Source organism: Streptomyces sp. NRRL S-495, assembly GCF_000966955.1.
Lineage (GTDB): Bacteria > Actinomycetota > Actinomycetes > Streptomycetales > Streptomycetaceae > Kitasatospora > Kitasatospora purpeofusca.
Genome location: NZ_JZWY01000003.1, coordinates 1 through 13,196, shown reverse-complemented (window position 1 = coordinate 13,196; position 13,196 = coordinate 1). Strand labels below are relative to the sequence as shown.

General features: G+C 73.4%; 13 protein-coding genes. 5 read left to right on the top strand and 8 right to left on the bottom strand.

Annotation, left to right across the window (positions count from 1 at the left end; genetic code table 11):
* Positions 1 to 29: 29 nt before the first annotated feature.
* Together VR45_RS00095 and VR45_RS00090 are read right to left on the bottom strand one after the other, a co-directional pair.
* On the bottom strand, positions 30 to 416 hold the full coding sequence (locus tag VR45_RS00095) for a VOC family protein (protein ID WP_045937594.1): 387 nt from the start codon (positions 414 to 416) through the stop codon (positions 30 to 32).
* 115 nt (positions 417 to 531) lie between these two features.
* Positions 532 to 732, bottom strand: coding sequence for a DUF6011 domain-containing protein (locus VR45_RS00090; RefSeq protein ID WP_045937593.1), 201 nt, complete (start codon positions 730 to 732; stop codon positions 532 to 534).
* A gap of 52 nt (positions 733 to 784) precedes the next feature.
* Between VR45_RS00090 and VR45_RS00085 the strand changes: the two genes are divergently transcribed.
* Positions 785 to 1,552, top strand: coding sequence for a TetR/AcrR family transcriptional regulator (locus VR45_RS00085; RefSeq protein ID WP_045937592.1), 768 nt, complete (start codon positions 785 to 787; stop codon positions 1,550 to 1,552).
* Here the strand turns inward: VR45_RS00085 and VR45_RS00080 are convergent.
* Positions 1,539 to 1,931: a helix-turn-helix domain-containing protein gene (locus tag VR45_RS00080; RefSeq protein WP_045937591.1), complete on the bottom strand. Its 393-nt coding sequence runs from the start codon at positions 1,929 to 1,931 to the stop codon at positions 1,539 to 1,541. The two genes, VR45_RS00085 and VR45_RS00080, sit on opposite strands and share 14 nt — an antisense overlap.
* A 135-nt stretch (positions 1,932 to 2,066) precedes the next feature.
* Here VR45_RS00080 and VR45_RS00075 point away from each other — a divergent pair, with 135 nt between their 5' ends.
* Together VR45_RS00075 and rarD are read left to right on the top strand one after the other, a co-directional pair.
* Entirely contained in the window at positions 2,067 to 2,915 is an 849-nt protein-coding gene (locus VR45_RS00075) for an SDR family oxidoreductase (RefSeq protein WP_045937590.1), read from the top strand.
* 156 nt (positions 2,916 to 3,071) lie between these two features.
* A complete protein-coding gene (rarD, locus tag VR45_RS00070; protein ID WP_045937589.1) occupies positions 3,072 to 4,103 on the top strand; it encodes an EamA family transporter RarD in 1,032 nt (343 codons plus the stop codon).
* Here the strand turns inward: rarD and VR45_RS00065 are convergent.
* The 3 genes from VR45_RS00065 to VR45_RS00055 all read right to left on the bottom strand — a co-directional run bounded on the left by VR45_RS00065 (position 4,093) and on the right by VR45_RS00055 (position 7,290).
* Positions 4,093 to 4,992: an ABC transporter permease gene (locus VR45_RS00065; RefSeq protein ID WP_045937588.1), complete on the bottom strand. Its 900-nt coding sequence runs from the start codon at positions 4,990 to 4,992 to the stop codon at positions 4,093 to 4,095. The two genes, rarD and VR45_RS00065, sit on opposite strands and share 11 nt — an antisense overlap.
* Positions 4,979 to 5,911: an ABC transporter ATP-binding protein gene (locus VR45_RS00060; protein ID WP_045937587.1), complete on the bottom strand. Its 933-nt coding sequence runs from the start codon at positions 5,909 to 5,911 to the stop codon at positions 4,979 to 4,981. Before VR45_RS00060 ends, VR45_RS00065 begins: the two co-directional genes overlap by 14 nt.
* A 107-nt stretch (positions 5,912 to 6,018) precedes the next feature.
* On the bottom strand, positions 6,019 to 7,290 hold the full coding sequence (locus VR45_RS00055; protein ID WP_045937586.1) for a hypothetical protein: 1,272 nt from the start codon (positions 7,288 to 7,290) through the stop codon (positions 6,019 to 6,021).
* Positions 7,291 to 7,478: 188 nt separating this feature from the next.
* Between VR45_RS00055 and VR45_RS00050 the strand changes: the two genes are divergently transcribed.
* Together VR45_RS00050 and VR45_RS00045 are read left to right on the top strand one after the other, a co-directional pair.
* Entirely contained in the window at positions 7,479 to 10,067 is a 2,589-nt protein-coding gene (locus tag VR45_RS00050; protein WP_045937585.1) for a bifunctional FO biosynthesis protein CofGH, read from the top strand.
* 217 nt (positions 10,068 to 10,284) lie between these two features.
* A complete protein-coding gene (locus tag VR45_RS00045) occupies positions 10,285 to 11,400 on the top strand; it encodes an ADP-ribosylglycohydrolase family protein (RefSeq protein ID WP_030393503.1) in 1,116 nt (371 codons plus the stop codon).
* A 139-nt stretch (positions 11,401 to 11,539) separates the two neighbouring features.
* Here the strand turns inward: VR45_RS00045 and VR45_RS00040 are convergent, their stop codons facing one another.
* Both VR45_RS00040 and VR45_RS00035 read right to left on the bottom strand, forming a co-directional pair.
* Positions 11,540 to 11,749, bottom strand: a complete 210-nt coding sequence (locus VR45_RS00040) for a DUF397 domain-containing protein (protein WP_045937584.1) — start codon at positions 11,747 to 11,749, stop codon at positions 11,540 to 11,542.
* Positions 11,746 to 12,609 (bottom strand): helix-turn-helix transcriptional regulator, encoded by an 864-nt coding sequence (locus tag VR45_RS00035; protein WP_045937583.1) that lies wholly within the window; start codon positions 12,607 to 12,609, stop codon positions 11,746 to 11,748. The genes VR45_RS00040 and VR45_RS00035 overlap by 4 nt, the downstream gene beginning before the upstream one ends.
* Positions 12,610 to 13,196 lie beyond the last annotated feature (587 nt).

Below are 13,196 nucleotides of genomic sequence, written 5' to 3'. Positions count from 1 at the left end.
CTCCGCCGTTCACGGTGCTGTCAGTGCTGTCAGTGCTGCTGCTCCGCCCACTCCACCAACTGGACCACGACCCCGTTCGGGTCGGTGACCTGGAACAGCCGCTCGCCCCACGGCTCCTCGCGCAGCGGCATGGTGATCCCCACCCCGGCGGCCCGCAGTCGGGCCTCCTCGGCGGCCACGTCGCCGACCACGAAGGCGAGGATCAGCCCGGCGGCGACCTGGTCGCGGTACTCCTCGGGCAGGACCTCGGTCCCGCGCCGCAGGAAGACCACGTTCACCCCGGCACTCTCGTGCCCGAGCGACGCGAACCCGTCCGCCGCCATCTGCTCGGCGAACCCGAAGTGCTCCCGCAGGAACGAAGCGGACGCCTCGACGTCCTCGACGGTGAGTGAAACGGCGGAGGAAGTGATCTGCATGCCCGATGGCCCTCTCGTTCGCTGTTATCCCGTACGCAGTACACTATACATAGTACGGAGAATGAGGCCAGAGTGATCCCGGTCACGGTCGTGGCCGCGTTCGAAGCGTCGGGGTCTAGTCCAGCCCGGGCAGGGCGTCCTGCTCGACCTCGTGCCGGACGACCCGCTCGGCCGGGTCCCGGCACTCGGGGCCGAGGCGCAGGATGCGCGACTCCGGGTCGTGCAGCGGGCGGTGGCAGCGGCGGCAGGTGACCCGGGGGCGGACGACCTCGCGGGTGTCGGTGCCCGGCAGCGGGTCGGGGTCGGCGGTGGTCATGGCTCCGACCGTACCGGCGGGCCCCGGGGGTCCGGCGTGAAAGGATCGGTCCATGGCCAGTGACCGCAGCAGTGCCGGGGACCCGGCGCGCACGCTCGCGCTGCTCTGGGGCGTGTCGGCGGAGGAGAAGCCCGGCCGGCGCGGCCCCCGGCAGGCGAAGTCCCCGGCGGAGATCGCCGCCGCCGCGATCGCGATCGCGGACGCCGAAGGGATGGACGCCGTGACCATGCGGCGGGTCGCCCAGGCGCTCGGCGTCTCACCGATGGCGCTGTACACCTATGTGCCCGGCAAGGCCGAACTCGTCGACCTGATGCTGGACACCGCCTACGCCGGCATGACCCGCACCGCACCGGCCGGGGACGGCTGGCGGGCCCGGGTCGCGGCCGTGGCCGAGGACAATCGCGCGCTCCACCGCGCCCACCCGTGGACGGCCGTCGTCGCCACCGGCCGCCCGCCGCTGGGCCCTGGTCTGATGGCCAAGTACGAGTACGAGCTCCGTGCCTTCGACGGCGCAGGCCTGTCGGACCTCGACCTGGACGCCGCGCTCACCCATGTGCTCGGCTTTGTTCAGACCTGCGCCCGGATGGCCGCTGACCGGCGCGCCGCACAACAGGACAGCGCGATGACCGACGCCCAGTGGTGGGAGGCCAACGCCGAGCTGCTCGCCCGGGTCCTCGACCCGGAGCGCTACCCGGTCGCGGCCCGGGTCGGCGCCGCCGCCGGTGAGGCGCACGGCGCCGCGTACGACCCCGACCACGCCTACACCTTCGGCCTGCCCCGGGTGCTGGACGGACTGGCGGAGCTGGTCAGGGGCGGCTAGCCCGTCCGTCGTACTCCTCGCGCGCGTCACTGACGGCGCACATCCGGGCCTCCACCCAGTGGGCGAGCGCCGACACGTACTCGGCGGCCTCCAGACCCAGTGGGGTGAGGCTGTAGTCGACCCGGGGCGGGATCACCGGGTACGCCTCGCGGAGCACGAAGCCGTCCCGTTCCAGGGTCTGCAGGGTCTGCGCGAGCATCTTCTCGCTGACGCCCGACACCCGGCGGCGCAGCTCGCTGAAGCGGTACCCGCGCTCCCGCAGGGCGACCAGCACCAGCACCCCCCAGCGGCTGGTGACGTGCTCCAGCACGCCCCGGGACGGACACATGCGGTCGTAGATGTCGGGCACGCGGTCGAGCAGCGACGAGCCCTCTGTCATTACCTCCATGTCAGTACCCTACTTCAAAGTGCGTACTATCCAGAAGTTAGTGCCGTCCCTAGGGTGAGTTCCGAAGCCAACGCGGTTTCGAAGCGCGGTTTCGAAGCCACCGCCACACCCAAGAGGAGCAGGGACATGTACGTCGTCACCGGAGCCACCGGACAGCTCGGCCGCCTGGTCGTGGAGGGGCTGCTGGCAGCCGTTCCGGCGAACGAGATCGCGGTGGTGGTGCGTTCCGCCGCCAAGGCCGAGGAGTGGGCGAAGCAGGGCGTGCGCGTCCACGAGGCGGACTACAACCGCCCCGAGACGCTCGCCGGGGTCTTCGCCGCCGGCGACCGGGTGCTGCTCATCTCCGGGAACGAGTTCGGCCGCCGGGCGGCCCAGCACGGTGCGGTGATCGACGCGGCGAAGGCCGCCGGGGTCGCGCTGCTCGCGTACACCAGCATCCTGGGCACGGCCACCTTCGGGCTGGCCGACGAGCACCGGGCGACCGAGGAGGTGCTGCTCGGCTCCGGCCTGCCGTACGCCCTGCTGCGCAACGGCTGGTACACCGAGAACTACCTCGGTGACGCCGCCGGCACGGTCGAGCGCGGCGTGGTGGTCGGCAGCGCCGGCGCCGGCCGGGTGGCCACCGCCCCCCGCCGCGACTACGCCGACGCCGCGGTCGCCGTCCTGGTCGGCGAGGGCCACGAGAACAAGGTCTACGAGCTGAGCGGCGACGCCGCCTGGGGCCTGTCCGAGCTGGCCGCCGAGCTGGCCCAGACCTCGGGCCGTCCGGTCGAGCACCGCGACGTCACCCCGGCCGAGCACCGGGAGGTGCTGATCGGCGCGGGCATGCCGGAGGGCTACGCCGACGTGTTCGTGGACGTGGACGCCGGTATCGCGCGCGGCGAGCTCGCCACCGCTCCCGGTGACCTGGGCCGGCTGATCGGCCGCCCGACCGTGCCGCTGGCCGAGACCGTCCGGGCCGTCCTGGGCGCCTGACCCCGGCTCCCCGCCACTCCCGGCCCCACCGGCGACGGTCCGTCGCGGGTGGGGCCGGAGCCATGTCATGACCAAAAACCGAATACGGAGATGACAGGCGCGGCCGCGCCCGCTACCGTCGGCTCGACACTCGCGCGCGCGGAGGGCAGACGGTCCATGCCAGACACGACCCAGCAGGAGGCCGGACGCGGCCTCTGGTGCGGCTTCGCCGCCTACGGCATATGGGGGCTCTTCCCCCTGTTCTGGCCGCTGCTGGAGCCCGGGGCCGCCGACGACATCCTGGCCAACCGGATGGTCTGGTCCCTGGTCGCGGTGGTCCTGCTGCTGGTCGCCCAGCGGCACTGGGGCTGGATCCGCCCGCTGCTCCGCCAGCCCCGCCGGCTCGCCATGCTGGGCGCCGCCGCCACGGTGATCTCGATCAACTGGGGCGTCTACATCTGGGGCGTCAACACCGGGCACGTGGTGGAGACCAGCCTCGGCTACTTCATCAACCCGCTGGTCACCATCGCCTTCGGGGTGCTGGTGCTCAAGGAGCGGCTGCGCCGGGCCCAGTGGGTGGCGGTCGGCATCGGCGCGCTCGCGGTGGCGGTGCTGGCCATCGGCTACGGGCGGCCGCCGTGGATCGCGCTGACCCTGGCGTTCTCCTTCGCCACCTACGGGCTGCTGAAGAAGAAGGTCGGGCTGAGCGGGCTGGAGAGCCTGGCCGCCGAGAGCGCCTTCATGTTCCCCTTCGCCCTCGGCTACCTGGTGTACTTGGAGGTCGCCGGCCGCGGCACCTTCGGCCACACCGTGGCCGGCGAGTACGGCTTGGGCCACACCGGACTGCTGATGCTCAGCGGGGTGATCACCGCCGTCCCGCTGCTGCTCTTCGGCACGGCGGCCGTCCGGGTGCCGCTGAGCGTGCTCGGGCTGCTCCAGTACCTGGCGCCGGTGTTCCAGTTCCTGATCGGCATCGCGGTCTTCCACGAGTCGATGCCGCCCGCGCGCTGGGCCGGCTTCGCCCTGGTGTGGGCCGCGCTCGTGGTGCTCACCTGGGACGCGCTGCGGCGGGGCCGGGCCGACCGGGCCCGGACTGCCGCCGCCACTGCCGCTGCCGCCACCGCCGCCACTGCTGCCGCCGGGGCCACCGCAGCGACCGGGGCCGCCGCGGTGGCCGGGACGGCCGACGCCGTGCCGGTCAGGCCGTGATGTCCCGCGCGGTGAACCGCGACCAGGACGCCGAGCCGAACACCGCCACATAGGCGGCCTGCAGCCCGAGGTTCTTCAGCACCCCGTCCCACTCCATCGGCGCCCGCAGCAGATCACCGAAGGTGAGCCAGTGGTGGGTGAAGAGGAACGGCTGGATCGCGTGCAGCTGCGGGAAGCTGTCCAGGATCTGCACGGTGATCACCAGGCCGACCGTCGCCGCCATCGCCGCGATGCCGCTGCCGGTGAGGGTCGAGATGAACAGCCCGATCGCGACCAGCCCGGCCAGTGACGCGGCCACCACGGCGGCCACCAGGACCGCCCGCAGCAGCGCCGACCCCAGGCCGATGGTCTCGCCCGAGATCAGCGTGACGTCGCCGACCGGGAACAGCGCCGCCCCGGTGATCACCGCCGCCGTGGCGACGGTGACCGTCGCCGCCAGGCAGAACACCAGCCCGGCGGTGAACTTGGCGGCCAGCAGCCTGGTCCGCCCGGCCGGCGCCACCAGCAGGTAGCGCAGCGTGCCGGTGGCCGCCTCGCCGGCCACCGAGTCCCCGGCGACCACACCGACCGTCATCGGCAGGAACACCGGCAGCGCCACCGCGAGGGCCGTGAACACCAGGAACAGGCCGTTCTGGGTGACCTGGGCGATGAACGCCGGGCCCTCGCCCCCGCGCGGCCCGTCCGTCTCGATCCGGACCACCACACCGATCAGGACCGGCAGCAGGGCCAGGATCCCCAGCAGCACGATGGTCCGCAGCCGGCGGAAGGTCAGCACCAGCTCGCTGCGGAACAGCGCCAGGAACCCGGCCGCCGTCTGCGGGCGCCGTCCGTGCGCCGCCGCCGCGACCGCCGGCACCGCCTCGGCCGGCACCGCCTCAGCCCGCGACATCGAAGCCCTCCCCGGTCAGCGCCACGAAGGCGTCCTCCAATGTGCCCCGCTCCACGCCGAAGCCGTGTACCCGGACCTCCGCCGCGACCAGCGCCGCGCAGAGCCCGGGCAGCGCGTCCTCGGCGAGCGCGCCCAGCTCGCCGTCCACCCGGTTCTCGGCGATCCGGAGCTCGGTGACCTTGTGCGCGAGCAGCACCTCGCCCGCCCGGTGGGTGTCCGGCGTCCGCACCACCAGCCGGCCCCGGGCCCGGGCGGCCAGCTCGGCGACGGTGCCCTGCACCAGCAGCCGGCCGCGCGACATCACGGCGGCATGGGTGCAGACCTGCTCGATCTCGTCCAGCAGGTGCGAGGAGAGGAAGACCGTGGTGCCCTCGGCCGCGACCTCCCGGACCAGGGCCCGGATCTCCCGCATGCCCTGCGGGTCCAGGCCGTTGGTGGGCTCGTCCAGGACGAGCAGCTCGCGCGGCTGGAGCAGCGCCGAGGCCAGGCCGAGCCGCTGCTTCATGCCCAGCGAGTAGGCGCGGGCCTTCTTGCCGGCCGCGGCGGTCAGCCCCACCCGGTCCAGGGCCTCGGCGACCCGCCGCTGCCGGGTCCGCGGGTCGGCCGTCGGGTCGGCGGCGTCGAACCTGGCCAGGTTGTCCCGGCCGGAGAGGAAGCCGTACAGCGCGGGCCCCTCGATCAGCGCGCCGACCCGGGGCAGCACCGAGGACACCGACTGCGGCATCGGCTCGCCGAGCACCGAGGCGACCCCGGAGGTCGGGGCGATGAGCCCCATCAGCATCCGGATCGTGGTGGTCTTGCCGGAGCCGTTCGGCCCGAGGAAGCCGAAGACGGAGCCCCGGGGGACGCTCAGGTCCAGTCCGTCCACGGCGAGCTGGCCGCCGCGGAACCGCTTGGTCAGGCCCCGGGTGCTGATCACGTCGTCGGACCGGTGGGAGGTCGAAGCGGCACGGGGGGCCGGGCGCGTCGCCGCGCCCGGCCCCCCGGCCGGCTCCGTAACGTCCCCCGTTACGGAAGCCTGGGCCACTACTTCACCCCGGCCGCACTCTGCAGCACCGGCAGGGTCACCGCGCCCGCGAACACCCGGCCGTCGTCGGTGACGAGCACGTTCAGAACCTTGGTGCTGATCAGCGAACCGCCGGCGACCGGCTTGCCGAGCGACTTGACCAGGGCGAGCGGGTTCTGCAGCTTGCCGCCGCCGCCCGGGCCGTGGCCGCCCTTGCCGCGCGGGCCCTTGCCCTCGGCCGGGACGAACACGTCGTCGCCGGGCAGCTTGGCGGAGAGCACCGCCGTCCAGCCCTCGCCGATCACGTTCAGACCCTCGGCGGCGGCCTTGGCCTCCTCCGGGGTCACCTCGGCGCGCGGCGTCGCATCGGCCTTGCGCTCCGTCACCTTGGCGCCCTTGGGCACGGTGAACTCGAAGGTCTTCGCGGACGGCGCGGCGAACGAGACATCGGTGAAGTGGACGTCCAGCACGGTGCTGCCGTCCGTCCCCTTGACCACGACCGACAGCGGCACGCCGTTGTCGGCGGCCACCGCGATCCGGACCTCGCCGATCGTCGAACCGGAGCCGGTGGGCTTCACGCTCAGCCGGTAGGCCTTCTGCCCGGCCACGTTCACGGTGCCGTCCACGGTGACGGAGGTGGTGCCCGCGCTCGCGCCCAGGAACTGCTGGGCCGCCTCCTGCGGGGTGGTCGGCACCCCGGTCAGCGGGCCCTTGCCCGGGTGGCCGTCCGCCTTGGCGTCCGGCCGGGCCCCGGTCAGGTGCACGGCCTCGTTGCTGCTGCTGTCCCAGGTCCACACCTGGTCGCCGTTGCGGATCATCTCGTAGCCGGCCAGCTGCTCCAGCAGGCCGATCCGCTGCCGGTCGGGTCCGTCCACCGCGACCCGCAGCCGGTGCTCGCCACCGAGCAGGCCGGTCAGCTTCGCCTCCGGGGCGGCGCCCGAGGACCTGCCCCCGGAACCGCCGCCCGGGGCACCGCCGGCGAGGCCGCCGGCCGCGGCACCCAGCAGCTGGCTCGGCACACCGAGGTCGGCCGCGACCGACACCGTGCCGGTCAGCGTCTCCGCCTGGGAGCCGAGCACCTTCGCCACCACCTGCTCCGCCGTCAGCGCGGGCAGCTCCGGCGGCGAGGAGTCCGCCAGCGCCGGTACCAGCCCGACCCCGGCGGCGATCGCGGCCGTGACCGCCAGCGGCACCGCGACGCGCACCAGCGTGCGTCGGCGGGACCGGTAGGGAGCCCCGTCCTGCCACTCGTCCGCCGGGCCGCTGCCCGCGGTCGCCCTGTCGTCCGTCATCCGTCCAACCCCTCCGTCAGTGACCGACTGTCCCTGGGTATCCATTAGACGGTCCCGCGTCGCCCGCGTCATCGCCCTGCAGGGTTGGATCCGGCTCGACCTCGCGTCGCAGCCGACCCTGATTCCCCCTCAGGGTCGTCTCCTCCGAACGTACGAGGAACGTACGTGAACTGGCGTAGGGTCGCGGCATGGACGCATCCAACACTCCGACCGCCAACGCGATGCGCCGCGCCCTGCGCCGCGCCCGGGACGGTGTCGCGCTGGACGCGACCGAGGCGGCGGTACTGCTCCGGGCCAGGGGCGAGGACCTGCGCGACCTCTGTGCCTCCGCCGCCCGGGTCCGCGACGCCGGCCTCGAAGCGGCCGGCCGCCCCGGCGTCATCACCTACTCCAGGAGCGTGTTCATCCCGCTCACCCGGCTCTGCCGGGACAAGTGCCACTACTGCACCTTCGTGACCGTCCCCGGCAAGCTCCGCCGGGCCGGCCACGGGATGTACATGTCCCCGGACGAGGTGCTGGAGGTCGCCCGCAGAGGCGCCGCGCTCGGTTGCAAGGAAGCGCTCATCACCCTCGGCGACAAGCCCGAGGACCGCTGGCCCGAGGCCCGCGAGTGGTTGGACGCGCACGGCTACGACGACACCGTCGCCTACGTCCGCGCCATGTCGATCCGCATCCTGGAGGAGACCGGGCTGCTCCCGCACCTCAACCCCGGGGTGCTGAGCTGGACCGACTTCCAGCGGCTCAAGCCGGTCTCCGCCTCGATGGGGATGATGCTGGAGACCACCGCCACCCGGCTGTGGAGCGAGCCCGGCGGCCCGCACCACGGCTCGCCCGACAAGGAGCCGGCCGTCCGGCTCCGGGTGCTGGAGGACGCCGGCCGCAGCTCGGTGCCGTTCACCAGCGGCCTGCTGATCGGCATCGGCGAGACGTACGAGGAGCGCGCCGAGTCGCTGTTCGCGCTGCGCCGGGTCTCCCGGGCCTACCACGGCATCCAGGAACTGATCCTGCAGAACTTCCGCGCCAAGCCGGACACCGCGATGCGCGGCATGCCGGATGCGGAGCTGGACGAGCTGGTCGCCACCGTCGCGGTGGCCCGGCACATCATGGGCCCCTCCGCCTGTCTGCAGGCCCCGCCGAACCTGGTGGACGGCGAGTACGAGCGGCTGATCGAGGCCGGTATCGACGACTGGGGCGGCGTCTCCCCGCTGACGCCCGACCACGTCAACCCGGAGCGCCCCTGGCCGCAGATCGACAAGCTGGCCGAGCGTTCGGCGGCGGTCGGCTTCGAGCTGCGCGAGCGGCTCGCCGTCTACCCCGAGTACGTCCGGCACGGCGAGCCCTGGCTGGACCCGCGGGTGCTGCCGCACGTCCGGGCGCTGGCCGACCCGGAGACCGGACTGGCCCGCCCGGACGCGGTGGTCACCGGACACCCCTGGCAGGAGCCGGAGGACCTGCCGGAGTCCTACGGCCGCACCGATCTGCACAGCACCATCGACTCCGAGGGCCGGACCGGCGACCGGCGGGCCGACTTCGAGGACGTCTACGGCGACTGGGAGGTGCTGCGGGAGCAGGCCGCCTCGGCCGCCCCCGGCCGGACCGGGGCCCCGGAGCGGCTGGACGACGAGGTCAGGGCCGCCCTGGCGGTGGCGGCCGACGACCCGACCCGGCTCACCGACGGGCAGGCGCTGGCGTTGTTCCAGGCGGACGGCCCGGCCCTGGACGCGCTGTGCCGGATCGCCGACGCGGTCCGCCGGGACGCGGTCGGCGACGAGGTCACCTACTGCGTCACCCGGAACATCAACTTCACCAACGTCTGCTACACCGGCTGCCGGTTCTGCGCCTTCGCCCAGCGCCGCACCGACGCCGACGCCTACAGCCTCTCGCTGGAGCAGGTCGCCGACCGGGCCGCGCAGGCCTGGGAGGTCGGTGCCACCGAGGTCTGCATGCAGGGCGGCATCCACCCGGACCTGCCCGGCACCGCCTACTTCGACATCGCCCGTGCGGTGAAGGAGCGGGTCCCGGGGATCCATGTGCACGCCTTCTCGCCGATGGAGGTGGTCAACGGCGCGACCAGGACCGGTCTGTCGATCCGCGACTGGCTGCAGCGGGCCAAGGAGTCCGGCCTGGACACCATCCCGGGCACGGCCGCCGAGATCCTGGACGACGAGGTCCGCTGGGTGCTCACCAAGGGCAAGCTGCCGGCCGCGACCTGGGTGGAGGTCGTCAGCACCGCGCACGAGCTGGGCATCCGCTCCTCCTCCACGATGATGTACGGGCACGTGGACACCCCCGCGCACTGGGTGGGCCACCTGCGGCTGCTCGCGGAGATCCAGCAGCGCACCGGGGGCTTCACCGAGTTCGTGACGCTGCCGTTCATCCACACCAACGCCCCGGTCTACCTGGCCGGCATCGCCCGGCCGGGGCCGACCGCGCGGGACAACCGGGCGGTGATCGCGATGGCCCGGCTGCTGCTGCACCCGCACATCCCCAACATCCAGACCAGCTGGGTGAAGCTGGGCGCCGAGGGCGCGGCGGAGATGCTCCGGTCCGGCGCCAACGACCTCGGTGGCACCCTGATGGAGGAGACCATCTCGCGGATGGCCGGTTCGGCGTACGGCAGTTACAAGTCGGTCCGGGACCTCCAGGCGATCGCCGAGGCGGTCGGACGGCCGCACCGGCAGCGCACCACGACCTACGGCGAGGTGCCGGCCGAGCGGCTGGCCGCCGCGCTGGCCTCGGACGGACACCTGCCGGCCCTGCTGCCGCTGGCCGACTGAGCCCGTCCGGCCGCCACCCGCCGGGCCCCGGCGGGTGGCGGCCGGCCCCGGACCCGGCGGAACCCGGGCGGTCCGGCGGGTGGTGGAACATCCGGTGGGGATCCGGTGGAGCGGGAACCCTGCCGGGCTGTTCGGGCATTCGAATACAGTGCGAGGGCGCGCGACCGGCCGTGCGTCGCGCGTCCCTCCCGCTCCCGGACGAAAGGCGCTTGCCGTGATGCCACTGTGGTCCCGCGCCCAGCAGCAGGACTTCCGCAGCCGGGTGCGGGGTTGCCTGCTCGGCGGAGCGATCGGGGACGCACTCGGCGCGGGCGTGGAGTTCGAGTCCCTGGAGAAGATCCGCGCCGCGCACGGCCCGCTCGGCGTCACGGGGTACGTCCCCGCGTACGGGCGGCTGGGCGCGGTCACCGACGACACCCAGATGGTGCTGTTCACCCTCGACGGGCTGATACGCGCCCACATCCGCCGGGACACCGGCAGCTGGCACCCGCCCACCGACGTCCACCGCGCCTATCTGCGCTGGGCCGTCACCCAGCGGGACTGGGGCCCGGACGAGCGCCGGGACGACCTCGGCTGGCTCGGCCGGGAGGAGTGGCTGTACGCGCAGCGGGCGCCGGGCCAGGCCTGCCTCTCCGGCCTCTCGGGGCCGGACGCCGAGCGGCTGGGCACCCTGGAGGCGCCGAAGAACCCGCACTCCAAGGGCTGCGGCACGGTGATGCGGGCGGCGCCGTTCGGGCTGCTGACCACCTGGGAGCCGGGGCTGGTGTTCCAGCTGGCGGTGGAGTGCTCGGTACTGACCCACGGCCACCCCACCGGCTACCTCTCGGCCGGGGCGCTGGCGGTGATCGTCCAGACCGTGGCCCGGGGCGGCACCCTGGAGGAGGGCGTGCACCTGGCGCTCGCGCTGCTGTCCGAGCGGCCGGCGCACGAGGAGACCACGGCGGCGCTGCGGGCGGCGCTGGACGCGGTGCGGGCGGGGGAGCCGTCCGCCGAGCGGGTCGAGGCGCTCGGGGAGGGCTGGGTCGCCGAGGAGGCGCTGGCGATCGGGGTGTACTGCGCGCTGGTCGCGCACGACGTCCGGTCCGGGCTGCTGCTGGCGGTGAACCACTCGGGGGACAGCGACTCCACCGGCGCGGTCTGCGGCAACCTGCTCGGGGTGCTGCACGGTGACACCGCGCTGCCGCCCGGCCTGGTGGCGGGTCTCGAGGGGCGCGGGGCGCTGCTGGAGCTGGCCGACGACTTCGTGCTGGAGCTGATGCACGGGCCCGAGCTGCACAGTCGGGACACCGCGGAGGGCGCGGCCTGGGCGGCCCGCTACCCGGTGCTCGGCTGATCCTCCGCCGTCGGGCCGGGCAGCGTTTGTCGGGGGCATGCCTCCGGACGCCGAGATGCCCGTAGCGGTGGCCGCCGCCCCGGGGGAGGGCGACGGACACCGCTACGGGCACCTCGGCCGGGAACCGGTACGAGGTCGATCAGAGGCTGTCGAACGCTCCGGCGCCCGCGGCGGCGGCGAACGCGTTCCAGGCCTCGGGGGAGAAACTCAGCTGCGGTCCCTCCGGGTCCTTGGAGTCACGGACGGCCACCTGGTCGGCGGCCGGCACCCTGATCTCCACACACGCGCCGTTGCCGCCGCTGTGACTGCTCTTGCGCCAGCTCGTCCTGTTCTCGAAGGTGGTGCTCATCGGTGGTATCCCTCTTCAATGTCGGCTATCAGTGAGCGGGTCTCCGCCACCCCGAGCGCGGCCGCCCGCAGGTGGTCGTAGAGACTGGTATAGCGGCGCACGTCGGCCTCCTTCTCCAGGTAGAGATCGCTCGTCACCCCTTCGAAGTAGACAACCGTCGAATCGGCTGACTCCGGGAACTCCAGCAGGGAGAATGTCCCGGTCATTCCGGGGTGGGCACCGTGCGAGAACGGTATGACCTGGATGGTGATGTTGGGGCGCTGGCTCAGCTCCAGCATGTGCTTCAGCTGGTGGGCCATCACCTCCTTGCTGCCGACCTCCCGGCGCAGCACCGCCTCGTCTATCACCGTCCACAGACTGCCCAGCGGGTTCTCGCCGTTGACCCGGTCCTGGCGCTTCATCCGGACCTGCACCCGGCGCTGGACGGAGAGGGCGTCGGTGTCCGGCTGGGTGCCCTCGACCACGGCCTGGGCGTACTGCTCGGTCTGCAGCAGCCCGGGCACGAAGGAGGACTCGTACGCGCGGATCGACGAGGCCTCGGCCTCCAGGCCGATGTAGACGCTGTACGGGGTGGGCATGTCGTTGAAGTCGTGCCACCAGCCGCGCTGCCGGGACTCCCGGGCCATCTCCATCAGGCTGGCCCGCATCGCCTCGTCGGCGACGCTGTAGACGTCGCACAGGTCGCGGACGTCGCGCTGACTGATGCTGCGGCGGCCGTTCTCCAGGCGGCTGATCTTCGACTGGGAGACCATCAGCCGGCCGGCGACCTCCTCCGCGGTCATCCCCGCCGCGTCCCGGAGCTTGCGCAGCTCCGAGCCGAGGCGTCGACGACGCACCGTGGGATTGATGTTCGCGGACACGTCGACCTCCGGTCGGACCTCTGGTGATCGTTGGAACGGAAGTCCTCGGAACACGGTGGAAATCTGGATCAACCCCCTGACGTTGTGCAGCATGTCACCCCGGATCAGGTCGGCGCCGGGAAATCGCAGGAGCGCAGTAGAACAGATCATCGGAAAAGCGCTTCGGCGAGACAGCGGACGCCTCCGGGTGGTAGAGGCGCCCGCGGCCCGGTCCGGTGGTGGGGCGACGGCGTGACGGATGTGGTGCGGATGCGGCTCGGGGCCGCGCAGGTGCTGGTGGCACGTGCGGGGGCGGTATGCGGCCGGGGGTCCGGGTGGGGGGTGGACCGACTCGGGGGACGGCGGAGGGGCGGTCGCCCGGCGACTTCCGTCGCGGGCGACCGCCCCTTCTCACTGCCTGGTGATGCCGGTTGCTCGGCGCCCCAGTGGGGCGTGAGCGGTTCGGCGTGCGCTGCCGTGCGCGCTGGTGCGCGCTCGGCGCACGGGGTGGTTCGGGTGCCCGCGGGACCGCGGGCCGAGCAGGGGGCCCGGACGGGGGCCCGGATGGGGGTCCCGGTGCGGGCCCCGGTGCGGTCCCCGGCGGGTGT

What these genes read in the sequence shown, in the direction of transcription:
- VR45_RS00095 (WP_045937594.1), bottom strand. Translation starts at nt 416, where the DNA reads ATGCAGATCACTTCCTCCGCCGTTTCACTCACCGTCGAGGACGTCGAG.
- VR45_RS00090 (WP_045937593.1), bottom strand. Translation starts at nt 732, where the DNA reads ATGACCACCGCCGACCCCGACCCGCTGCCGGGCACCGACACCCGCGAG.
- VR45_RS00085 (WP_045937592.1), top strand. Translation starts at nt 785, where the DNA reads ATGGCCAGTGACCGCAGCAGTGCCGGGGACCCGGCGCGCACGCTCGCG.
- VR45_RS00080 (WP_045937591.1), bottom strand. Translation starts at nt 1,931, where the DNA reads ATGACAGAGGGCTCGTCGCTGCTCGACCGCGTGCCCGACATCTACGAC.
- VR45_RS00075 (WP_045937590.1), top strand. Translation starts at nt 2,067, where the DNA reads ATGTACGTCGTCACCGGAGCCACCGGACAGCTCGGCCGCCTGGTCGTG.
- rarD (WP_045937589.1), top strand. Translation starts at nt 3,072, where the DNA reads ATGCCAGACACGACCCAGCAGGAGGCCGGACGCGGCCTCTGGTGCGGC.
- VR45_RS00065 (WP_045937588.1), bottom strand. Translation starts at nt 4,992, where the DNA reads ATGTCGCGGGCTGAGGCGGTGCCGGCCGAGGCGGTGCCGGCGGTCGCG.
- VR45_RS00055 (WP_045937586.1), bottom strand. Translation starts at nt 7,290, where the DNA reads ATGACGGACGACAGGGCGACCGCGGGCAGCGGCCCGGCGGACGAGTGG.
- VR45_RS00050 (WP_045937585.1), top strand. Translation starts at nt 7,479, where the DNA reads ATGGACGCATCCAACACTCCGACCGCCAACGCGATGCGCCGCGCCCTG.
- VR45_RS00045 (WP_030393503.1), top strand. Translation starts at nt 10,285, where the DNA reads ATGCCACTGTGGTCCCGCGCCCAGCAGCAGGACTTCCGCAGCCGGGTG.
- VR45_RS00040 (WP_045937584.1), bottom strand. Translation starts at nt 11,749, where the DNA reads ATGAGCACCACCTTCGAGAACAGGACGAGCTGGCGCAAGAGCAGTCAC.